The sequence below is a fragment of the Gorillibacterium timonense genome, from assembly GCF_001457415.1.
Taxonomy (GTDB): Bacteria; Bacillota; Bacilli; order Paenibacillales; family NBRC-103111; genus Gorillibacterium; species Gorillibacterium timonense.
In genome coordinates this window covers 864,081-886,285 of record NZ_LN881724.1, presented here as the reverse complement: position 1 = coordinate 886,285, position 22,205 = coordinate 864,081, and the positions used below count along the sequence as shown (strand labels likewise).

The following is a 22,205-nucleotide window of genomic DNA, read 5'->3' as shown; positions in this document are numbered from 1 at the left end:
ACCCAGGTTCGTCAATACTTATGTAAGCTATTTTTTTCGCTCATGTAAGGTTTACTAACACCTTTTGTTTTTTTGTTCATGCATTTGACAAATTGTTCGCCAAGCAGATCTGATCTACACTTTACGATGCGATAACTCGAAAAAGCGAAGCCAAATAGCTTCGCTTGAACGTTTATCTCGCCTATTTCAAGACGACAAGGGAATCTCTTACACGACCCAAGATCCGGCTAGAACAGGCTCCTTGGCGGTCTCAAAGCGTTTACCGACAATCGGAGCAAGCTTCTCCAGATCCTCCAGCAGCCGCGAGAATTGATCGGGGAATAGCGATTGGACTCCGTCTCCCGTCATGGAATTATCCGGATCCGTATGCATTTCGATGATCAACCCGTCCGCTCCCGCCGCTACCGATGCCTTGGCCATCGGCTCCACAAGCTCACGTCGTCCCGTCCCATGACTCGGATCGGAGATGACCGGGAGATGGCTGAGCTGTTTAAGCGCTGGAATCGCAGCCAAATCAAGCGTATTGCGGGTGTAGGTTTCGAAGGTGCGAATCCCTCTCTCGCACAGCATTACGTTCGGATTGCCGCCTGCAAGGATGTATTCCGCCGCATTCAAGAATTCATCGTAGGTGGCGCTGAAGCCACGCTTCAGGAGCACCGGCGTTTGAATCGTGCCGAGCTTGCGGAGGAGATCGAAATTCTGCATGTTCCGCGTGCCGATCTGAAGAATGTCTGCATATTGCGCGCACACATCGACATATTCGGGAGTCATCACCTCGGTGATGGTGAGAAGGCCATGCTTGCGCCCCGCTTCGGCCATCATCTCAAGCCCTTCCACTCCAATCCCCTGGAAGCTATAAGGACCCGTGCGGGGCTTGAAGGCTCCTCCCCTCAGAACCTGTCCTCCCGCTTGCTTGACCAGTCTGGCGATCTCGTCGATCTGCTGAGGATTTTCTACGGCGCAAGGTCCGCCCATCACCACGAGATCCGGTCCGCCGATCTTGACGCCCTTGATATCGATCACCGTGTCGGCTGGGTGGAAGTCACGGCTCGCCAGCTTGTAGGACTTGGAGATCTTGATGACCTGGGCGACACCTTTCATCTGGCGAAGATGCTCCGCAAGCACCGGTTCGATCTTGCCGATAATGCCGATTACCGTATGATCCTCCCCGCGCGAAATGTGGGTTCTTAAGTCTTGCTTTTCAATGTACCGGACGATTTCGGCAATGCGTTCATCCGGAGTTTGATTGGATGTGATGACGATCATGGCGATTCCCCCATCAATTAGTTTGACGCTTCAACGCTTATACGCTTTTAATCGCTAAAGCAACTATAACGCGAAAAGAACCGGGTGTCAATCCTTTCCCCGGTTCTTTTCCCGGTTCTTCGCTCATGCTTTGAAATCCGTTCGACATCCTCCGCTTACAATTCGGGATCCTACTCTCTCGGCTTGGCTGCGGGAATCAGCTTCTTCATGTTGACGGTCCGTTTGATTTCCCAGGTGGACGGATCATTGACGTCGTATTGCTCCAAGTATTGAATGACTTCTCGCGTGATCGGCGTGGGGGTTGACGCTCCGGAGGTCACGGCGACCTTGCGGACCGGGCCCAGCCATTCCCGTCGAAGCTCTGTGATATCGGCAATCCGGTAAGCGCGGACACCCGCGATCTCCTCGGACACTTGAGCGAGGCGGCCGGAATTGTTGCTCTTCGGGTCCCCCACCACGATGACCAGATCGGCTTCCTTCGCCTGCTCGGCGACAGCTTCCTGACGAAGCTGGGTGGCAAGACAAATCTCGTTATGAATCTCTGCCGTCGGAAAACGCTCGATCAAGCGGTTCATGATCTCGCGGATGTCCCATTGGCTCATGGTCGTCTGGTTGGTGATGACGATCTTCTCGGTCACCAGCTTCAAATCGGCGATCTCGTCCGGCTTCTCGATGAGGTGAACCCGACCGGGCGCAATGCCGACCGCGCCCTCCGGCTCGGGATGGCCTTTCTTGCCGATGTAGATGATGTCATAGCCTTCAGCCGTCTTCTCGCGGATGAGATCATGCGTCTTCGTTACGTCCGGACAAGTCGCATCGACGACGGTGAGCCCTTTGTCCCGTGCGCGCTTGCGGACCTCCGGCGATACTCCGTGAGCGGTGAAGATGATGGTGCCTTCCTGGATCTGCTCAAGAATATCCAGCCGGTTGCTGCCGTCTAGCGTAACGATGCCCTCTTGTTCAAAAAAGTCCGTGACATGCGAATTATGCACGATCATGCCAAGTATATGGATGGGTCGCGGCAATTCGAGGTTACGGGCAGCCGACATGGCAAGCGCCATGGCGTCTACCACACCGTAGCAGTATCCCCGCGGCGATATTTTGATGACGTCCATTCTGTCCCTCCTGATCTCCAGGGCGTTCTCAAGCTGTTCTGCCCTATACGTGCCGATCCGCTTCATTTCTGTTACGAGCCGACATCTCCCTATCAGTATAGCGGATTCCCGCCCGGCAGAAAAGAAAACCGACCCTCGGAAAGAGAGTCGGTCTGATACGGATCAATTAACTGGGACATCACGGGCTTCCATCCGTCATCCGGTACGGTTACTCCTCATCGGGAGTGGAGATCCTTTCGGTCCCGCTTTCCGTAAGCGTCAACGGTTCGACAGTTTCCACCTCTAGGGCTTTTCCGCATGCAGGGAGCCAGATCAGGAAAGAAGTGCCTTCCCCAAACCGCGTCGTCACCTCGATAGAGCCTCCATGCTGGTCGATGATCCATTTGGCGATTGAAAGCCCCAGTCCCGTTCCCGAAGTTTTGCCGCGGGAGACATCCGCTCGATAAAAACGTTCGAAGATATGCGGGACCTCATCTTTGTCCATACCGATTCCGGTATCCTGAATGCGAACCCCGACCTGCCCCTCGGAATAACTGCCGTCCAGTACGACATGGCCTTCCGGAGTGTATTTGAATGCATTTTCAATGAAGATGAACAGCATTTGCCGGAGCGAATCCGCATTGCCGTGAACCACTTTTCCGTCCAGGGGCGAGAGATCTCCGATTCTCCAATCGGCTCTCTTGGGCAAAAGGGCGGCCTTACGGCATACGTCCTCGACAAGCGATCGGAATTCGACGTCTTCCTTCTGCATGGAGCTGCCGGAATCGGCCCGTGCAAGCGCAAGCAGATCATTGACAAGCCGGCTCATTCGGCTCGCTTCTCCCGCAATATCCGCCATCGCTTCGAGCGAAAGCTCCCGCTTCTCTTCATCCGTCATTCCGCCAGCGGTCTTCTCCTGCCGCCACACCTTCTCCAGCAGCTCAACATTGCCGCGAATGGTCGTGAGCGGGGTGCGCAGCTCATGCGAGGCGTCCGAGACAAACCGCCGCTGCATTCGATCCGATTCCTCGAGCTCCCGATAGGTCACCTCGACCCGATCCAGCATGGTATTGATGGTTTCCGTCAGCCTTCCGACTTCATCCGGAGGCCCCGTGTATTCGATCCGCCGCCCCAGATCATCGCTGCTCTGAATCCGCCCCGCTGTCAGAATGATCTGTTCGATGGGCTTCAGCGCCTTGCGTGAAAGATACCAGCCGCTCGATGCGGCGGCCGCGATGACAAGGATGGACAGGAGAATCAGAAACTGGGATACCTCTTTCAACAAAGCGACCGTGTTGTCGATCTGCACGCCGACCTGAAGAACGCCGATGATTTTATCGGGATTCTCCCGGCCGCTGAAGGCGATATTGAGAACGCGCCAGTTAACCGTAACGCCAGTTGGCGTCACCGTTTTTTCATTCAGCAAATAGGTCGAATTCTTAATCGCCATCTCGATGGCTTCCTTGGTGTGCGGAAGCTCGTATCCCCGAGGTAAAGTAGTGGTGAGAACCTCTCCGCTGTCGGGATCGACGATCTGAGCCAGATATCCCGTGCTGAAGCGATAGTTGAGCGGCGGCAACGAAAACCCGACCGCACCGGTAAACGGATTGACAGACCGCGTGATCCTACCCTCTGTGATCAGCTGACTGGCCAATCCGACCATTTCTCGGTCCTGATTGTCGTAGAGCTTCACTGAAATATACGTATACAGCCCGATGCCAAATACCAATAAGATCGCACCCAGAAGAAAAGAGTACCAGAGCGTGAGCCTCGTGCGTATGGACATGCTAGGATTCCCCTCTCAGAACATAACCGGCGCCGCGGACCGTCTGGATGAGCCTCTTGTGCCCATATTCCTCCGTCTTCTGCCGCAGAAGGGCGATATATACTTCCAGAACATTCGATTCGCCGCTGTAGTCGTAGCCCCAGATCTTCTCCATAATGAGATCGCGCGACAGAACCCGCTTCGGATTCAGCAGGAACAGCTGAAGAAGATCGAATTCTTTGGTGGTAAGCTCGATCCGAGATTCGCCGCGGAACACCTCGCGGGTATCCGGATCAAGGACGATGTCGGCGTATTCCAGCTGGTTTCCGGGCTTCTCGCTCTTTTCGGTGCGTCGTCTCAGCATGACGCGGACGCGGGCCAGCAGCTCTTCGAGGGCAAACGGCTTGACCAGGTAATCGTCAGCTCCCATATCAAGCCCCTTCACCCGGTCGGACACTTCATCCTTAGCCGTCAGCATCAGGATCGGAACCAAGCTGCCGCTCTCGCGGATGCGGCGGCATACCTCCCAGCCGTCCACTCGGGGCATCATGATGTCCAGAATGATGAGCTGCGGTTCCGCCTCCAGCATCTTCCTCAAGCCTTCCAATCCATCGTTCGCTGTCGTGACGGAATACCCTTCAAAAGCAAGCCCCCTGCGCAGCATGGAAGTAATTTTTTCATCGTCGTCAATCACCAAAATCTGTTCGCGCAACCCAAATCCCTCGTTTCCTCAAGCGTATCGTGTCAAAAATCCGTTGCTAGCGTCATTTCATCTTCATTATTTCCCATGTAAGTCCGGATGTCCACCCTTAAGCAAAAGAGCAGACTGCGCGGATGTCCGTCAGTCTGCTCCTTTCAACCGGCTCGTTGTTTAGTTATTGCTGTTGGTCGTGTTTGTTGTCACCTTCGTGCTATCACCGATGGTCACGGTGATTTCGGACTTCTTGCCGTCGCGGATGACTCCGAAGACAGCATTGTCTCCGACCTTAAGGGACTGCACGGTGTTGACTAGTACCTCGCTCGACTTGATCTCCTTGCCGTTGACCGAGACGATCACATCGTACGTTTTGATCCCCGCCTTAAAGGCCGGGCTGCCCATGACAACCTCTTGTACAAAAGCGCCGTTCGTATTGCTGAGTCCCAGATCCTTCACGTACGATTGCGGAATATCAGACAGCTTCACTCCGACGTACGGAACCGGTTCCTTCGGAATTTCCACGCCGTTCTTCAGCTTGTCGACAACTTCGTTGATGGTGCTGATCGGAACGACATACCCGATACCCTGCGCCTCGGCATTGATCGCCGTGTTGATGCCGATGACTTCGCCGTTCAGGTTCAGCAGCGGACCGCCCGAGTTTCCGGGGTTAATGGAAGCGTCCGTTTGCATCAAATGTTTGTATTTGCGCACGGTATTGCCGTCTTGAATTTCAATGGAGCGTTCCTTGGCGCTGAGCACGCCGACGGTTACCGTGTGGTCCATGCCGTAGGGGTTCCCGATGGCGACGACCCAATCGCCGACGTTCACACTGTCCACATTGGCTGCGAGCGGAAGGGTCGGGAAGTCCTTCGTTCCTTTGATCTTCAGAACCGCCAGGTCGAGATCGGTGCTGTTGCCAAGAAGCTCGGCCGTATAAGGCTCTTCCGTGCCCTCTACGTAAACCTGAACTTCATCCGCTCCCGAGATGACGTGCTGATTGGTCAGAATGTAGCCGGATTTTTCAAAGATAAAGCCGGACCCGTAACCGGAAACCTGAGGCTCCTGATTCGATTGGTTCTGGCTGTTGTTGCTGTTGTTGCTTTCATTGCCGTCGCCGAAGAACTGGCGGAACAGCGGGTCATCGAAGAGCGACGAGGAGCTTGATCCACGAGTCGTTGGCTTCACGAGCGTAACGATCTTGACGACCGCCGGGCTGGAGTTCTGAACGATCGTCGGGATGTTATCGGGACGAACCAGGTCCACTACATTCTTGCCGGAACCAGTCGCGGTGCTGACGGTCGCTGCCGCGGTGCTGGCATTTCCGGAAGCCGCCGTCGACTCGCCCGAGGTAAACAGGTTGTACTTGTCGGCTCCGAACATCAAGCCTCCAGTCACCAGCACCGTCGCGAGAATCGTCGACATCGTAGCCATGAACCGCGAGCGTTTCTTCTTCGGCGGCTGGCTTGACGACCATTGGTATTGCGGGCGAGGGGTGACATCGAGCGGCCGGACCAGCCGAGGCGGAGTCACCTCAACATCCTCCTGAGAGGCGGAGTGAATCGGCTCGTTCTCCTGGGATTTATACGGCCCGTAGGAGTAATAATAGGAAGGCTTCTCGGATTCAGCCGAATCGCCACCCTCTGTCGGTGGGACCGAATCTGCACGATTCGCTTCGGGCGATTGCGATGCGGCGGTTTCTCCCTCGTATATCGATCTTCGTTCGGATTCGGTATATTCGGTCGGCTCGGATATGCGTTTGGATTCGGTCGGCTCGGACGGATCAGACATGCGCTCCGTTTCAGAATCGCGTTTGGTATTGTCTTTGAAAAAATCGTCGAAATCCCGTTTGTTGTTGTCTTCCATGTTCATGTACCTCCTCGTAAAGATCACTATGATAGCGAGACGGATGTCCTTCGCGACTATTCATTCGTGGGATCATGAGTCCCTTCTCTTTTTATTATCACCAAAAAGCTTAACCAAACCTTAAAAACAACTAAAGGCTACCTAAAAAAGAAAGGATTCGCCGAAATTTATTTCGGGGAAGCCCTCTTTTAAGGATAACGGGCCCAGCCTCAAAACACAAGGCGGAGCCCGATGGCAACACAGGAAACCCATACAAACCCTAGAAATTAGACGCGAAAATCCGCGCCGAGCACTCCGGCCTGACTTCCGTCGCAGTCCAGTATAGGACATGAGACGGTGAAGCAAAATTTCTTGGTGATCGCAGATATATAAACAGCGGAAAAATAAAGTTCTCCCGCCATCGCTTTTTGCCACCATTCCCGACCCTTGGCGTTCATGAGACCGGCTTCCGGGAAGGAGCAGATGAAGCTCCCGTCCGCCCGGTTCGACCAGATGGCTTCCATTTCATACATCCCTTTGTTCAGCGCTTTTCTCAAGATGGCGCCGTGCGATTCCTGCTCCAAGCTGCGGATGTTCGGATCGGCCGCCAGGTCGAGGAGAAGCTCTCGAATGGCGGCTCGGCTCTCTTCATTCAGCTTCGGCATATCTGCCTCTAAGCTGACGGAGAGCGATTTTCGCAATTCGAACGACGTTTGGCTCAAGCTTCCTGAGATTTGTCCGAGCCGATTGATCTGCTCCCGCTGCCGCTGCATGAGGCCGAGGGTGTCGTCCACCGACTTCAGCGTAGCGTGTACCGTATCGATCACCGGCTCCAGGCTCTGTATAGATTCCTTCATCATAACGGACTGGTGCCGGCTGTCCGCTTCTGCGATCTCGATCCATCGGTTGACTTCCCGGTTCCGTTCGGAGATGAGATCCATGCCTCTCTTGGTTTCGGCCATTCCCTTCACGCTCTCGGTCACTTCCTCTCCTTCCTCTTGGAAGGCGAGCCCAACTTGATCGACCAGCTGCTCGATCTTGCTGATGATGGCAGTCGACCGCTCCACGGCCTCCTTGCTCTGGTCGGCCAACTGCCGGACTTCCCCCTGGCCACGACAGCAAAGCCCCGTCCGCTCTCGCCGGCCCGGGCGGCCTCAATGGAAGCATTTAAAGCCAAGAGCGAGGTCCGAGACACCACTTCCCTCAGGAATTGGTTGACTTCATCGAGCTCAACGGTTCCTCGGCTCAGCTCGGCCATTCGTTCATCGGCAGTCCGCTGCGAGTCCCGGAGCCGTTCCATGACCTGCTCGGTATGCAACAGGACCGCGCAAACATCCTGAACGGATTGCTGAATACTGGCGCTCTCCTGATGAATGGAAGACGAAGAGCTGCGGATCTGCTCAGCGGTTGAGGCCACTTCCCGAATCGAATCGGCTGTCTGCCGGATACCCTCCAGAACTTGCCCGCTTCGTTCCTGCAAGGTTTCCTCCGACCGGGTGGAAGATTCCGCGATGAAGGTCAACTGCCGAGCTGATGTCTCCAATTCCTCCATAATCCCGTGAAGCCGATCCGCAGCCACTTGAGCCTCGTTCACGAGATCGCGGTAATACTCTGCTTCCTTACCCGACCGTTCGGAATCTGTCCGGTTTCCTTTGCTAAACCAAGCTCGAACCCAACCCACAGAAAGCCACCTGATTTCCTTATGTAAGTTTTTATCACATTATAGCGCGATTCGGCACCTCCGGAAAGGAAAAATTGTCCTTTCCGCCAATAAAAGGTCGATCGATGTGTCATATCCATGAAACCTGTCACCAACCCTTTTACAATGGCAATAAAGAAATCGACCGCGAATCCATGCGAAAGAAACCAACGTACGGTAAAATAGCTACGAACATGCAAGAAGAGGAGATGAATCGATTGGGCACTCTGCATCACATCGAGATTTACGTATCGGATCTGAATCGTTCGACCGAATTCTGGGGCTGGTTTTTGACCGAGCTCGGGTATTCGCTCTACCAGGAATGGGAGGAAGGGCGAAGCTGGAAATTGGATGACACGTACCTGGTGTTTGTTCAGGCTCAAGAGCAGCATTTGGGCATCCCGTACCATCGCAGCCGAGTAGGGCTGAATCATTTGGCTTTCCATGCGCGTTCCCGTGACCATGTGGATGAGATGACCGAGAAGGTTCGCTCCAGAGGGATGAATGTGCTTTACGAAGACAGGCACCCCTATGCAGGCGGCGACTCTTATTACGCTTTGTTTTTTGAAGATCCCGACCGGATCAAGGTCGAGCTGGTTGCGCCATAGCATTCGCACGGCTTCCCGTGTGAGGAATGACGAGTATGTGTTGGATGTCAATCTCATGTTCCAGACTCGCGCGATAACAAAAGCCTCCGCCATGAACAACAAACCCAGTACCTCGTCGGTACTGGGTTTGATTTTGCACCTATTACGTTGTCAGCTTAGAAACCGTGCTCTCCACAGAACTTCCCATACCCATTGACGACGATCCATATCCACACGATTAGGGCTGACAGCGTACAATTGGATTTCGTGTTAAGGTTGCGCTCGTCCCGCTGCCTCCACGATCCCATTCAGCCGATCGAGCATCGCTTCGGTTACTTGCCCGTTTCCCCTGCGGAGAACGGAGACCTTGACCTTTTTCTTCCCCCATCGCTCATAGACCTGGCGCTTGGTTTCGAAGTATAGATCCAGCTTCTTCCCCTTGATCGCGCTGCCCGTATCGGCAACCACTCCATATCCGTAACCCGGAATATAGAGAATGGTTCCGAGCGGGAAGACGCGCGTGTCGGCCGCAACGGTGGAAAACAGCGCCTTCCGCACCTTCACTCCGGAGAAGGTAATCCCGTATTCCGGATGGCCAGGGGATTTGCCGGTGGACTCTCTTCCGGCGTAATAGCCGGTTGCTGTCACCTCCACCGCCTTGAAGTGACGCGGTTCAAGGAAGGAATAGGCTTCCTCGGACTTGTCATCCTTCGTCGTCCGGGCAATCGGCAGATCATCCGGAACGGCAGCGGCAAGCGAAGCACTGGCGGAAGAACCGGACCTAGCGGGATATCGCCGTAGGGAGGCATCCTCCGAGGTGGCAAGCTTATTCTCCCCTTGGCTCGCGGCGGGAGGTACTTCTTGTTGCGTCATGACGACGGGGCTTTCCGGTACGGGTCCTCTCTCAACAACGGCCAATCCGCCGCTTGCGAGAAGAATGCCAACGGGAAGCCATATGGCCCGGAGCTTCGAGCCGGCAAGCATAGTCATCCATCACCCTTTCGGTTAACGGACCGGCTCAGCATGAGCAAGGCAGGGCAGGTACCCTGTGCTTTAGCCGATCCTTCCCCATAGGGTGTCCCGTTCCAAAATGGTTATGCAGTGACTCCCCCTGCTTGCCAGTTGAGCACCAAACACGCCCGGTGAGAAAACAACGAGTTCGAAGCCGGACGCGGCATGATCGGATAGGAGCGGGGCAGCAAGCGACGTTTAGTCTTCGCGGCTCTTGCGGCGGATGTCCTCGAGAATCAGCGCGACGGTCTCCTCGACGCTCTTCGCTCCGATATCGCCTTCTCCGCGCTTGCGGATAGAGAAGGTGCCTTCTTCCGCTTCCTTCTCGCCGACGACGAGCATGTACGGAATTTTCTCCAGCTGAGCTTCGCGGATCTTGTAGCCGAGCTTCTCATTGCGTCCGTCGTATTCCGCGCGGATGCCTGCGTCAAGCAGCTTCTCCGTCACTTCCTTGGCATACGGTTCGAGCGCTGTCGTGACAGGCAGAATCTTCGCTTGCGTCGGAGCCAGCCAGGTGGGAAGTGCTCCGGCAAAGTTCTCCAGCAGGAAGGCGGTCATGCGCTCCGCCGTGCTGATGATGCCGCGGTGAATGACGACCGGACGGTGCTTCTGCCCATCGTCGCCGACGTATTCGAGCTCGAAGCGTTCAGGAAGCAGGAAGTCCAACTGTGCAGTGGACAGCGTTTCTTCTTTCTTGAGCGCGGTCCGAATCTGCACGTCAAGCTTCGGACCGTAGAAGGCGGCTTCGCCTTCCGCCTCATAATAGGGCAGGCCGAGCTCTTCGACAACTTCCTTCAGCATGCGTTGGGACATTTCCCACATTTCATCGTTGGGGAAGTACTTCTCCGTATCCTTCGGGTCCCGATAGGAGAGGCGGAAGCGGTAGTCCTTGATACCAAAGTCTTCATACACCCGCTTGATCAGGTTGACGACGCGGGCGAACTCTTCCTTGATCTGATCCGGACGGCAGAAGATATGCGCATCGTTCAGCGTCATCGCGCGGACGCGATGCAGCCCCGTGAGGGCCCCGGACATTTCATAGCGGTGCATCGTTCCAAGCTCGGCGATTCGAAGCGGCAGGTCGCGGTAGCTGCGCATGTCGCTCTTGTACACCATCATGTGGTGAGGGCAATTCATCGGGCGAAGGACAAGCTCTTCGTTGTCCAGCACCATCTTCGGAAACATGTCTTCCTGATAATGCTCCCAGTGACCGGAGGTTTTGTACAGCTCGACATTGGCGAGCACCGGCGTATAGACATGGCTGTAGCCGAGACGTTCTTCCAGATCGACGATGTAGCGTTCCATCGTACGGCGCAGCTTCGCACCGGCTGGCAGCCAGATTGGCAGGCCTTGTCCGACCTCACGCGAGAACGTGAAGATCTTCAGCTCGCGGCCGAGTTTGCGGTGATCCCGCTTCTTCGCTTCTTCCAGAAGATGAAGATGCTCGTCCAGTTCGGCTTTTTTGGCGAAGGCCGTTCCGTAGATCCGCTGCAGCATTTTGTTCTTCGCATCTCCACGCCAATAAGCGCCCGCTACATTCAATAGCTTGAAGGCTTTGATCCTTCCGGTCGAAGGAAGATGCGGTCCCCGGCACAGGTCGAAGAATTCGCCCTGGTCGTAGATGCTGATGGTGGAATCCTCCGGCAAATCGTTGATCAGCTCAACCTTGAGCGGATCGCCAAGCTGCTCGTAGATGCGGAGAGCCTGTTCACGGGTGACTTCTCGGCGGGTAATCGGCAAGTTCTCCTTGATGATCTTGTCCATTTCCTTCTCGATCTTGGTGAGGTCCTCGGAGGAAATCGGCGTATCCAGATCGATGTCGTAATAGAAGCCGTCCTCGATGACCGGACCTACGCCCAGATGAATATTCTCGGCCCCATAAATGCGCTTGATCGCCTGGGCCATCAGGTGTGCCGAGCTGTGGCGCATGATTTCGAGTCCGTCCGCGCTGTCCAGCGTCACGATCTCCACTGCGGCGTCTTCATTCAGGGGAGTCGTCAGGTCGACCGGCTTGCCGTTGATTTTGCCGCCTACCGCATTTTTCTTCAGGCCCGCGCTGATCGATTCGGCGATGGTTTCCACCGTCACACCCGCTGCATACTCGCGCACCGCGCCGTCGGGCAAGGTCACATGAATTAACATTTAAGCTCTCCTCTTTCCTTGAAAAAAATAAAAACACGCTTCGTCCCAAGGGACGAGCGCGTGCTAGGCTCGTGGTTCCACCCTATTTTGACAGCCGACAAACGGATTTCCCGCCATCTGTTGTCCTCATAGCATCTCCTATCGGGGATGAACCGGCGGAACCTACTAAAGCAGGTCGGGCATACCGAAATGCCGTTCCCCCTGTTCTTTTCCGCAGCTGCAAAGGGGTAAATCGACCGCCATCCGGAAGGAGCTTTCACCAGTGCTCCTCTCTCTGAACCGTATGCGGAGGATCCATGTCTTTGGTCGACGCTTGTTGTTGATTCTTATCCCTTCCATTATAAGAAATAGCTGCCCCATTCGTCAACTTCCGCCTAGGTGCAAGCGAGAAAACCAGGTAACGATGATGTCCCTCTACTTGGCGATGCTGTCGCAAAGGATGACCCGGTCCTCGAAGATTTGGCGGATCGTCCGGATGACCTGAGTATCCGGGGATTGCGTGTGAATGTAGATCCTCTCCGGGGCCATCGTGATGAGGCTGCTGACGATCAAATCCTCAAAATTCAGTTCCTTCTCCAGCGTCTCATAGGTGATCCCGCCTTCGGCCTTGACCGGCTCCAACGCTTCGAGCTTATCGTCCAAGAGCTCAAATTCGGAACCGCCCCGGTGCAGCACATGCACCGATGGAATTTTGGCCTGCTGAATGTAGACGAAGTACTTCAACAGCGAAATGAATTCCTGGTATTGCTTATCCATCAGGTACTCGTCAACGGCATAATCCACCGTTTCCTTGAGCTCCTTCCGGTAGCTGCCGAGCCGGAAAGCCATGATCCCCTCGATATTCACCATGCCGTTCTGATGAAGACAAGCTTCAATGGTGTCGGATATCTCGCGGAATTGGCGGATGGCGAGCGCTTTTTTGCGGGCCGGCTCATCTCCTTCCGAAGGCAACCGGTAATACCCGAGCAGCTTATCGAGATCGTCAGCGGCCGTATACCGGTATTCCCGAATGAACATTTCCCTGAGCAGCGTCTCCTCTTCGTCCTCCAAAATGTAACGGGTGACGGCGCGAGCGAGCTCACGGCGGATTTTTTTGCGGTCCGCCGGCGTCCATTTCGCCTCGCCGATCCGGGAACAGCGAAACAGCTGATGGCGAGGATATGCTTCCTTTTCCAATGACACGAGAAAGGCAAGGGTTCCGATCTGCTGGTTCAGCTTATCTCGGAGCTTGCTGGCCTTCTCGTCGGAGCGGTTCATAAGCGCGATCAAATAGTGATCCATCTGAAGCCCCCCTAACCGTCCTATCGGTCTTAAGACACAATAAAGTATATGGTCCCGGGGGGAGGGATATACAATCAAGTATTTGGCAGGTGCAACTGGCTGATGAACGGTAAATAACGGGCTGTTTAGTTCTGCATGACGAAATCCTTTTCCACGGCGGAATCGTCTTCGAAGGTGCGCAGAATCTCATAGCGGGTATTTCGCTGCGCGGGAATTTTGCCCGCTTCGCGAATGAGGGATAAGGTGGAGCCGATGTTCACCTTATGCGTCGTTCCCGCCGCAGACACAACATTTTCTTCGATCATCGTGCTTCCAAAGTCGTTGCAGCCGTAGGACAGCGTCAGCTTGCCGATCTCTGGCCCCATCGTGACCCAGGAGGCCTGGAAGTTCGGAATGTTGTCGAGGAAGATCCGGCTGATGGCGAGGGTCTTCAAATACTCCTCGGGAGCCGCCTTCTCGGTCTTGCTCATATTCGTGTTGTCTGGCTGAAAGGTCCACGGAATAAAGGCGAGGAAGCCGGGAGTCGCATGACCTGCTTGCCGCGTCCGATCCTGTGCCGCGCGGATGCGTTCCATGTGAAGAACTCGCTCCTCCAGCGTTTCGCCGAAGCCGATGACCATCGTACCGGTGGTGCTCATACCAATGGAATGAGCGGTCTCCATCACCTGCATCCAATCCGTCCAGGAGCCTTTCTTGCGGCTGATCTTGCGCCTCGTGCGGTCGTCGAGAATCTCCGCTCCGCCACCGGGAAGCGAATCGAGTCCAGCTGCGTGCAGCTGGCGAATGACTTCCTGCAGCTCAAGGCCTCCGGTAACCTCCTGCATCTTGAGGATCTCCGCCGGTGAGAAGGAATGCATCGTGATGGACGGAAACCGTTCCTTGATTCCACGGAGCAGATCCAGATAATACGTAAACGGGAGATCAGGATTGGTGCCGCCTTGCATGAGGATTTCCGTTCCGGCCACATCGAGGGTCTCTTGAATTTTGCGGAAGATCGTTTCATCCGACAGCACATAGCCCTCAGGGGACCCCGGCGCTCGATAAAAGGCGCAAAACTTGCAGTACGTATCGCAAACGTTCGTGTAGTTGATGTTGCGGCCGATGACGAAGGTCGTGACCGGTTCGGGATGCCATTTATGCATGATGCGATTCGCTGTGTCTCCCAGCTTTTCGATTTCATCGGACTCGAATAGGACGACACCGTCCTCGACGGTCAGCCGTTCTCCCCTAAGAGCTTTCGCCAAAATAAGATCCACATTCTTCATCGTGCGCCCTTCCCTTCTCCCGGAAAACTTGTCGGAATTGTGTCCAACCATTTCTTCTATGGTAGCATAACGCGAGGGAAGCGTCGAACCGGATGGATGAAAATCGAAGTGCGGGCTGCTGAGGTCCGATCAGCTCGCTCAGGTGCACCCTGACTACGTATTGCTTTCATTGAGTCCATCGGATCAGCAAGCTGTGGCAAGGGTTCGCATAGATGAGCCCTTATCCCTTATCCCAGCCTTCATGACAGAACCGTTAAGCGAAGCCATGCGAAAAAACCGTTTGCCTCGCGACTTCCTCGAGGCAAACGGTTCATTTAGTTTTCTCCTTGCAGGAACGGAATCTCCGAATGGCGATCCGCCTCTCCGATCAAGCGCAGCTCGCTTCGCGCAGTTGAATGATCTTCTCCTTCACGCCAACGAAGTGAGCTCCATACTCGAAATGGACCGGCTGAGGGCGGGAGAATAAGTAGCCTTGGCCCATGTGCACGCGATTGCGGCAGAGGATATCGGCCTCCTCCTCGCGTTCGATGCCTTCTGCAATCACCTTGCACTTGATGGATTCGGCCATCTGCAGCAGCGCCTGCAGCATGGATTGCTTGATCTGGGTCTGGTCGATATCCCGAATCACGGACTTATCGATCTTGATGATATCGGGCGTGAGCTCCGATATCGTCTGCAGGCTGGCATAGCCAGCGCCGGCATCATCGATCGCAAAGCGGAAGCCATACTCGCGGTAACGCGCCAAGATCTGCGACATGAAGGTGAAATCTTCGATGGAGTGGCGTTCCGTGATTTCGAGCACGATCTGCTCAGGCTTGACATGCCGATACTCCTGCATCCACTCCAGCATCTTGTCGAGGAGCTGAGGCTGAGACAGGGTGACCGGGGTAATGTTGATAAAGACCTGCTCGCAGATTCCCTTGCGAGAGATTTCCTGGAACGCTTTGCGGATGACCAGCCATTCCATCGGAATCAGCAAGCCGGCCTGCTGCGCGAAATCGAACAATTCCGTCGGCATGTGGTAGGGGCTATGAACAGGCCCGCGAGTCAGCACCTCCCAGCCGAGAACATCGCCGCTCTCCAGGCACATGATCGGCTGGGTGAGCACCGAGATCGCTTCCTCGTTCAAGATCCCGATCATCTCCTGCCGGTAACGAGCGTAATTTAGCGGCAGCTTGCCGGCCGCAAGCGCTTGGGAGCATTGCACCGCCGTGCGAACCGCTTCGTCCGTAGAGAGCGGATACTTCTCAATGGTGCAGCAGGAAGAAATCAGCTTCACCGGGACGGCTCTCGGCGAACCGGACTCGCGGATCAGCAGGCCCTCCATGCGGACGCGTATGGCTGCAGTTACCTCGCTCAGCTGCTCGATCCCGAACGGCTGAGAGGAGCGCAAGAAGACGCCATAGCCGTCCCCGAAGAATCGTTTGACGCCCAAGATATCATGAAGCGGAAACGAAGCGGTCAACGCGGATACAAAGGCTCGCCGCAATCGTTTCATTTGGGATGGATCAAATGAAGCCCGAGGAGCGCCTTGATCGTTGATGGCAAAGTAAAGCATGGCGCAAAAATCGCCTTTCTCCCTCGCGGTATGGAGGGATGAAAGGATCGGATCGCGGAGAACAAAGTCGGGGGGTAGAAATTTCAGACTTCTTGCAGGCAGAGGCAGGCGGAGCAGCATACCCAAGATGTCTTTCCAGGTGCGGTCACGAAATGCTTCCATAAGGTCCCCCTAGGCTATCCGTCTTGCCATTCTTTTGGCCTATTTTACCATAGGTAGAGATAACCTTACAGACCTAATCTTTGTGATTTGTATAAATATGCACCCTTATACAATCCGACTATCGGCTCAAAGCTTGCTCCAAATCTGCGATCAGGTCATCGATATCCTCAAGCCCAACCGAGAACCGCAGCAAGCCGTCGCCGATTCCACGAGCGTAGCGGACTTCCTTCGGCATGGAAGCGTGGGACATGATGGCGGGATAAGACAAAATGCTTTCGACCGCGCCTAAGCTGACGGCGACAAGCGGAATCCGGACCTTGTCCAATACCCGGCGGGCAGCCTCGCCGCTTCCCGTGTCGAAGGAGACGACCGCGCCGTATCCGCGGGATTGCCGCTCGTGGATGTCGCGTCCGGGATGATCCGCTAGACCCGGATAATACACGCGCTCGACCTCCGGTCGGGTGGTCAACCATTCTGCGAGCTTCTGGGCGCTCTTCTCGGAATGCTCCATCCGCGCCTGCAGCGTCTTCATTCCGCGCATCAAGAGCCAGGAGTCTTGAATGCCTAGCACCGAGCCGAGGCTGTTCTGCAGCATCTTCAAGCGACGCCCCAAGCTTTCGTTCGCAACGACAGCCAGTCCAGCAAGAACATCGCTGTGACCGCCGAGAAATTTCGTGGCGCTGTGGAGCACCACATCTACGCCCTGCTCAAGCGGCCGCTGGTGGTAAGGGGTCATGAACGTGTTGTCCAGGAAGGTAAGGAGCTCATGCTTCTTCGCCCACTCCGTGACCGCCGCCACATCCGTGATCTTCAGCGTCGGGTTGGAGGGGGTCTCCATATAGACCGCTTTGGTATTTGCTTTACGCGCCGCCATCACCGCATCTAAGTCCGTCATGTCCACGAATGTCGTCTCGATGTTTAAACGGCTGGCGATCACGGTCAGAAACCGATAGGTACCTCCATAGACATCCTCCGTACAGATCAGGTGGTCGCCGGCGGAGAGAAGCAAGAAGGCCGTGGAGATGGCCGCCATCCCCGAGGAAAAAGCGAAGCCGCGGACGCCGCCCTCCAGCTTCGCAATGTAATCCTCCAGAGCTTGGCGCGTCGGATTGCCGGAACGGGTGTAATCGTATTCGGGCGGCTCGGAGAGCGAGAAGTGGTGAAAAGTGGATGCCTGATAGATCGGTACGCTGGAAGCCCCCGTCGTCTTGTCCACCTCCGCTCCAAAATGGATCAAGCGGGTTGCAAATTTATCTTTACCGGTTGATGAATGGCTGTCGTTCTCCTTGGAGAAGGAATCTTGGCTCACGATTAGTGGTCCCCTTTCGCATTCGTTTCAGCTTCCGCGGCGGCAAGCGCCTGGCCGAGGTCGTCAATCAGATCGTCAGCATGCTCGATGCCGACGGAAAACCGCAGCAGGCGGTCGTCGACGCCAACCCGCCGGCGGATCTCCTCCGGGATGTCCGCATGGGTTTGCACAGCGGGATAGGTCATGAGCGATTCCACTCCGCCAAGACTCTCCGCGAAGGCGATCAGCCGGATGTTCCGGAGAATGGGCTCGACATAGGCAGCCTCCTTCACCTTGAAGGAGAAAATGCCCGTGTTGCCGGATGCTTGCGCCTTCTGAATCTCATAGCCGGGATGATCCGGCAGGCCAGGGTGGAACACCTCTGCGATCAACGGATGCTTTTCAAGATAGCGGGCGACCGCAAGCGCGTTCGCTTCATGCCGTTCCATCCGGAGCGCGAGCGTCTTCATTCCGCGCATCAAGAGGTAAGAATCCTGCGGACCGAGCACCGCTCCATAGGAATTGTGGAGGAAGCCCATCCGCTCCGACAGCTCCTTGCCTTTCGTCACGATGAGCCCGGCCAGCACGTCATTGTGTCCGCCGAGGTACTTCGTCGCGCTGTGCACGACGATGTCGCAGCCGAGCTCAAGCGGCCTTTGAAAGAACGGCGTGAGCAGGGTATTGTCCACGATGGTGAGCAACCTGTGCTTCTTCGCCCAAGCGCTGATCTTAGCGAGATCGGTGACCATCATCAGCGGATTGGTCGGCGTTTCGATCAGCACGGCTTTCGTCGACGGACATCGGCCTTCCTCCAAAGCGTCGAGGTCATTCGTGTCCACATAGGTTGCGGAGACGCCGAATCGGCTCATGATCTGCTCGAGGAGACGGAACGTCCCTCCGTAGAGATCCAGCGACACGAGCAGGTGATCTCCTTGCTGGAAGAGGGCGAACACCGTGGTGAGCGCAGCCATGCCGGAGCTGGTGGCGAATCCAGCGTCTCCGCTTTCGAGCTCCGCCGCTGCTTGCTCCAATACAGAACGGGTCGGACTCTTGGTCCGGGCGTAATCGAATCCGGTGCTTTGGCCAAGCTTGGGATGGCGGAACGCAGTCGCTTGGTAAATGGGGAAGTTGACGGCTCCCGTGCCGGGTTCGCTGACGGAACCGATCTGGGCGAGACGGCTTTCAATTTTCATGGACGGACCTCCTTTTATATGCTCCAATCGAAGGGAGTTTCTTGGTATACGTAATAGTTCAGCCAATTCGAGAAGAGCAGGTTAGCATGCCCTCGCCACAGCGTCATCGGCTCGCGGCTCGGATCGTTATTCGGGTAATAATTGCTCGGAATCCTCATCTCCATCCCCTTGGCGATGTCCCGGTCATATTCCCATTTCAGCGTCAGCGGGTCATATTCGGAATGCCCCGTAACGAAGATTTGGCGGCCGTTATTGGCAGTGACCAGGTAAACGCCGGATTCGTCGGATTCGGACAAGACTTCAAGTCCTTGAACCTGATCGATATCTTCGCGGCGAACCTCGGTATGGCGCGATTGCGGAACGTAGAATTGATCGTCAAAGCCTCGAAGCAGCTTCACGTTGCGACGGGTGATCGTATGCGGGAATACCCCGAACATTTTTTCTGAGAGTGGATGCTTGGGGACGCCATAGTGATGATACAAGCCCGCCTGCGCCGCCCAACAGATGTAGAGCGTCGATGTGACGTGATCCTTCGCCCAGTTCATGATCTCCTGCAGCTCTTCCCAGTAGTTGACTTCTTCGAAATCCAGCGTCTCCACCGGCGCTCCCGTAATGATCATGCCGTCCAATTGCTGATGACGGATATCCTCGAACGTTTTGTAAAAGGCATCGAGGTGTTCCGTTGAGGTATTCTTCGATTGGTGAGTCTTCGGATGGAGCAGCATCGCGTCCACCTGCAGAGGCGTATTGCCGAGAAGCCGAAGCAATTGGGTTTCGGTCGTCTCCTTGTTCGGCATCAGATTGAGGATCGCGATCTTAAGGGGACGGATATCCTGGTGGAAGGCCCGCGTTTCATCCATCACGAAAATATTTTCTCCGTTCAGGATCTCCTTGGCGGGCAGATGATCGGGGACTTTAATCGGCACGTGCTTCACTCCTCTTCGGATATAAAAATAAAAGGCCCATCTCCATAGAGAAAGGCCGCTCGCAAATACACCTGCGTGTCCTCTCTCATCTCTCAGATCCGCGGTTCGCGCGTTCTGCAAGAATTAGCACCGTGCGTCCTTCTTTGCAAAAGGTTGCCGGTTGCCGGGTGTCATCGGGCTCGTCCCTACACCTACTCTTGATAAGAGCAACAACGTATTCGATTGTTCTGAAAATTACTCTTACTGTACTGGAAAAAAAGGCGTCCGTCAAGGGGAACCGGAGGCATTGGCTCACATGAAAATAATGGAAGAATGCGCTTATCCCGCCGAAGAAGCGGCTTGACCCTTTGACAGGATGTCTTCCACTTCCGTCAACGATTCCACGGTGTAATCCGGTTGGATCTCCTGCTTCCAGATCTCCTTGTTTCGATTGAGCCAACAAGTGCGAATCCCCTCACGCTGGGCGCCGATGACATCGGACACCGAGTCGCCGATATGAAGGACTTTTTCGGGCCGAACTCCGTAATGCTTGAGCATTTCCTTAAACATCCGATTATCACTGTCGTTCTTATACGACCCGTGCTGTTCCGAATGGAACATACGGATGCCGTACTCGGTACAAAAGCCCGGCAGCATGGCTTCATCCGCATCGCTTACTACACACATTCTATAGCGCGAGGACATCTTCTCCAGAAAGCTCGCGGTCTCCTCATAAAAAAGCGCCTCCCGATGCCCATGAAACAAAAGCTCGACGGCGTCCTGTGCAGCGAAGGGCAGCTTGGTCTCCTGAAGGAACTCCGCAAAGCTCCGTTCATAAACCTCCTTCAATAAACAGAACCTTCCGCTGGCTTTGGCCTCCGCCCAGTGAACAAGAAAGTGGCTCTGGAAGGACTGCGCATAGCGATCCGCCAGCGGAGCCGTATAGAGATCGTGGAGGAGCGGCTTCCATACCAGCTCTCTTCTGCTGTTGATATTAACCAGCGTCTGAAACATGTCCAGGCTTATGACTTCGATCTTGTCCGCCATCTCTTATCGCCTCCGGCACTTGCACTCATTCCGCGATCATCCGCTTCCCTCTCATCTTATCATGGAATCCCAGAACCTTCCCGCAAAACTTCACATATCCTGCTTAAGGTGTCTTGAAGTCCGAGGTTGTCCAAGGTATACTAGACAGGTTAGAGCGTACACCCCATCCTCATTGGGGTTTTTCGTACGTTCGTAACCATTTCGGATCAAGAAAAGGGGTGCAGGCAAATGGACGGAGACCGACCTAGGAGTAGAACGAAGCTGATTGTCAATCCTAACCTACAAACAGCCGGTGTCCGCACATGCCGCTAACCTTTATTCAAGCTTGTGCACCGGCTGTTTCTTCTCGTATGTCCCATGCAAGGGAGAAGGAGAGTGACGGCCATGAAAGTGCGCCTGGTGCAAAACGGAGTGTTCACGCTGATGGAGGACGTGGCGAATTGCGTAACCGCGCCCGAAAGCGGATTTTATTGGATTGATGCGGAAGTGGAGGATTTGGAGGTTCTTCAGCCTCTGTTCCACCTGCATGATTTGGCGGTAGAGGACTGCATGACGGAGGAAGAACAACGCCCCAAGCTGGAAATCTACGACGCTCAATATTTTATTGTCATCAACAGCATCCGGTTTGACGACGAGGAGATTTTTCTCCGCGCGCTGAACGTCTTTCTCGGGCGGCATTATATCATAACGGTAACCAAGCAGAAGATCAATGAACTGCGGAAGCTGAAGCCCATCCTCTGGGAAGAGGAGGTCAACACCTCCGACCGCTTCCTGTACCACCTGATCGACCTTGTGGTCGATAACTACTTCCTGGTCGGCGACCGGATTGAAGACCGGATCGAAAACCTCGAAGAGCAGATTCTCATGAACACCAAGAAGACGCACCTGAACGAAATCATCGGGCTGCGAAGTGAAATTCTATGGCTCAAGCGCGTCCTCGGTCCGCAAAAGGACCTGATCGCCGCTCTCAACAAGAAGGAGCTTCGGCTCATCGATAATCAGTTGCAGAAATACTTCGGAGACATCTATGAAAACGCGGTGAAGATTGCCGATACGTTCGATACGTTCCGCGACTTGATGGGCAACTTACGAGAAGCTTACCAGTCAAGCGTAGCCAACCGCGCGAACGAAATCATGCGCGTGTTTACGGCGCTCACCACCATCTTCATGCCGCTGACCTTCATCACCGGGATTTACGGGATGAACTTCGACTACTTGCCGGGCAAGGATGTTCCGGGGGGAGAATATTTCGTTCTCGGCGGCATGATCGTGATCGGCGCCTTCATGTTCTTCTATTTCCGCAAAAAGGATTGGCTATGAGCCCATCCCCTGATCCATCGCCCGAAGGCTTGTTTCGCCCTCTTATTTCGCGAATCTTCATTCGATCAAGAAAGCCCGTCTCT

Annotated in this window: 18 protein-coding genes and 1 riboswitch; of the genes, 2 read left to right on the top strand and 16 right to left on the bottom strand. The window is 55.0% G+C overall.

Annotated elements, in window-relative coordinates; genetic code table 11:
• Positions 1-207 precede the first annotated feature (207 nt).
• The 7 genes from aroF to BN2684_RS25030 form a co-directional block, all read right to left on the bottom strand.
• A complete protein-coding gene (gene aroF, locus BN2684_RS16585; protein ID WP_058303254.1) occupies positions 208-1,266 on the bottom strand; it encodes a 3-deoxy-7-phosphoheptulonate synthase in 1,059 nt (352 codons plus the stop codon).
• A 170-nt stretch (positions 1,267-1,436) separates the two neighbouring features.
• Positions 1,437-2,381, bottom strand: coding sequence for a 4-hydroxy-3-methylbut-2-enyl diphosphate reductase (locus BN2684_RS16580; RefSeq protein ID WP_058303253.1), 945 nt, complete (start codon positions 2,379-2,381; stop codon positions 1,437-1,439).
• A gap of 208 nt (positions 2,382-2,589) precedes the next feature.
• Positions 2,590-4,146 (bottom strand): sensor histidine kinase, encoded by a 1,557-nt coding sequence (locus tag BN2684_RS16575; RefSeq protein ID WP_082652022.1) that lies wholly within the window; start codon positions 4,144-4,146, stop codon positions 2,590-2,592.
• A gap of 1 nt (position 4,147) precedes the next feature.
• The gene (locus BN2684_RS16570; RefSeq protein WP_058303252.1) at positions 4,148-4,837 is read right to left on the bottom strand and encodes a response regulator transcription factor; all 690 of its coding nucleotides are present in this window, start codon (positions 4,835-4,837) and stop codon (positions 4,148-4,150) included.
• Positions 4,838-4,996: 159 nt separating this feature from the next.
• Positions 4,997-6,685 carry a S1C family serine protease gene (locus tag BN2684_RS16565; protein ID WP_058303251.1) on the bottom strand — a complete coding sequence of 563 codons (1,689 nt, stop codon included), beginning with the start codon at positions 6,683-6,685 and terminating at the stop codon, positions 4,997-4,999.
• A gap of 266 nt (positions 6,686-6,951) precedes the next feature.
• A complete protein-coding gene (locus tag BN2684_RS25035; RefSeq protein WP_148450001.1) occupies positions 6,952-7,731 on the bottom strand; it encodes a PDC sensor domain-containing protein in 780 nt (259 codons plus the stop codon).
• Positions 7,644-8,345: a methyl-accepting chemotaxis protein gene (locus BN2684_RS25030; RefSeq protein ID WP_058303249.1), complete on the bottom strand. Its 702-nt coding sequence runs from the start codon at positions 8,343-8,345 to the stop codon at positions 7,644-7,646. The genes BN2684_RS25035 and BN2684_RS25030 overlap by 88 nt, the downstream gene beginning before the upstream one ends.
• A 236-nt stretch (positions 8,346-8,581) precedes the next feature.
• Between BN2684_RS25030 and BN2684_RS16550 the strand changes: the two genes are divergently transcribed.
• On the top strand, positions 8,582-8,971 hold the full coding sequence (locus BN2684_RS16550) for a VOC family protein (protein WP_392389016.1): 390 nt from the start codon (positions 8,582-8,584) through the stop codon (positions 8,969-8,971).
• 249 nt (positions 8,972-9,220) lie between these two features.
• Here BN2684_RS16550 and BN2684_RS16545 read toward each other — a convergent pair whose 3' ends face one another.
• The 9 genes from BN2684_RS16545 to BN2684_RS16500 all read right to left on the bottom strand — a co-directional run bounded on the left by BN2684_RS16545 (position 9,221) and on the right by BN2684_RS16500 (position 20,802).
• A complete protein-coding gene (locus BN2684_RS16545) occupies positions 9,221-9,934 on the bottom strand; it encodes a 3D domain-containing protein (RefSeq protein WP_392389032.1) in 714 nt (237 codons plus the stop codon).
• A gap of 225 nt (positions 9,935-10,159) precedes the next feature.
• A complete protein-coding gene (gene thrS, locus BN2684_RS16540) occupies positions 10,160-12,103 on the bottom strand; it encodes a threonine--tRNA ligase (RefSeq protein ID WP_058303248.1) in 1,944 nt (647 codons plus the stop codon).
• 414 nt (positions 12,104-12,517) lie between these two features.
• Positions 12,518-13,384, bottom strand: a complete 867-nt coding sequence (gene ytxC, locus BN2684_RS16530; protein WP_058303246.1) for a putative sporulation protein YtxC — start codon at positions 13,382-13,384, stop codon at positions 12,518-12,520.
• Between the two features lie 125 nt (positions 13,385-13,509).
• On the bottom strand, positions 13,510-14,649 hold the full coding sequence (mqnC, locus tag BN2684_RS16525) for a cyclic dehypoxanthinyl futalosine synthase (protein WP_058303245.1): 1,140 nt from the start codon (positions 14,647-14,649) through the stop codon (positions 13,510-13,512).
• A gap of 367 nt (positions 14,650-15,016) precedes the next feature.
• A complete protein-coding gene (locus tag BN2684_RS16520; protein ID WP_058303244.1) occupies positions 15,017-16,369 on the bottom strand; it encodes an EAL domain-containing protein in 1,353 nt (450 codons plus the stop codon).
• 118 nt (positions 16,370-16,487) lie between these two features.
• Positions 16,488-17,678, bottom strand: a complete 1,191-nt coding sequence (locus tag BN2684_RS16515; protein ID WP_058303243.1) for an aminotransferase class I/II-fold pyridoxal phosphate-dependent enzyme — start codon at positions 17,676-17,678, stop codon at positions 16,488-16,490.
• Between the two features lie 2 nt (positions 17,679-17,680).
• The gene (locus BN2684_RS16510; protein ID WP_187385781.1) at positions 17,681-18,850 is read right to left on the bottom strand and encodes a PLP-dependent transferase; all 1,170 of its coding nucleotides are present in this window, start codon (positions 18,848-18,850) and stop codon (positions 17,681-17,683) included.
• A 14-nt stretch (positions 18,851-18,864) separates the two neighbouring features.
• Positions 18,865-19,776, bottom strand: a complete 912-nt coding sequence (gene metA / locus BN2684_RS16505) for a homoserine O-acetyltransferase MetA (protein ID WP_058303242.1) — start codon at positions 19,774-19,776, stop codon at positions 18,865-18,867.
• Between the two features lie 82 nt (positions 19,777-19,858).
• Positions 19,859-19,983, bottom strand: a riboswitch (SAM riboswitch).
• 111 nt (positions 19,984-20,094) lie between these two features.
• Entirely contained in the window at positions 20,095-20,802 is a 708-nt protein-coding gene (locus BN2684_RS16500; RefSeq protein WP_058303241.1) for an HAD family hydrolase, read from the bottom strand.
• Between the two features lie 384 nt (positions 20,803-21,186).
• On the opposite strand from BN2684_RS16500, the gene corA reads away from it, so the two are divergent.
• On the top strand, positions 21,187-22,122 hold the full coding sequence (corA, locus tag BN2684_RS16495) for a magnesium/cobalt transporter CorA (RefSeq protein ID WP_058303240.1): 936 nt from the start codon (positions 21,187-21,189) through the stop codon (positions 22,120-22,122).
• Positions 22,123-22,205: the final 83 nt, after the last annotated feature.

Coding starts and splice junctions, on each gene's coding strand:
- aroF (WP_058303254.1), bottom strand. CDS start 1,266: ATGATCGTCATCACATCCAATCAAACTCCGGATGAACGCATTGCCGAA.
- BN2684_RS16580 (WP_058303253.1), bottom strand. CDS start 2,381: ATGGACGTCATCAAAATATCGCCGCGGGGATACTGCTACGGTGTGGTA.
- BN2684_RS16575 (WP_082652022.1), bottom strand. CDS start 4,146: ATGTCCATACGCACGAGGCTCACGCTCTGGTACTCTTTTCTTCTGGGT.
- BN2684_RS16565 (WP_058303251.1), bottom strand. CDS start 6,685: ATGGAAGACAACAACAAACGGGATTTCGACGATTTTTTCAAAGACAAT.
- BN2684_RS16545 (WP_392389032.1), bottom strand. CDS start 9,934: ATGCTTGCCGGCTCGAAGCTCCGGGCCATATGGCTTCCCGTTGGCATT.
- thrS (WP_058303248.1), bottom strand. CDS start 12,103: ATGTTAATTCATGTGACCTTGCCCGACGGCGCGGTGCGCGAGTATGCA.
- ytxC (WP_058303246.1), bottom strand. CDS start 13,384: ATGGATCACTATTTGATCGCGCTTATGAACCGCTCCGACGAGAAGGCC.
- mqnC (WP_058303245.1), bottom strand. CDS start 14,649: ATGAAGAATGTGGATCTTATTTTGGCGAAAGCTCTTAGGGGAGAACGG.
- BN2684_RS16520 (WP_058303244.1), bottom strand. CDS start 16,369: ATGGAAGCATTTCGTGACCGCACCTGGAAAGACATCTTGGGTATGCTG.
- BN2684_RS16510 (WP_187385781.1), bottom strand. CDS start 18,850: ATGAAAATTGAAAGCCGTCTCGCCCAGATCGGTTCCGTCAGCGAACCC.
- BN2684_RS16500 (WP_058303241.1), bottom strand. CDS start 20,802: ATGGCGGACAAGATCGAAGTCATAAGCCTGGACATGTTTCAGACGCTG.
- corA (WP_058303240.1), top strand. CDS start 21,187: ATGAAAGTGCGCCTGGTGCAAAACGGAGTGTTCACGCTGATGGAGGAC.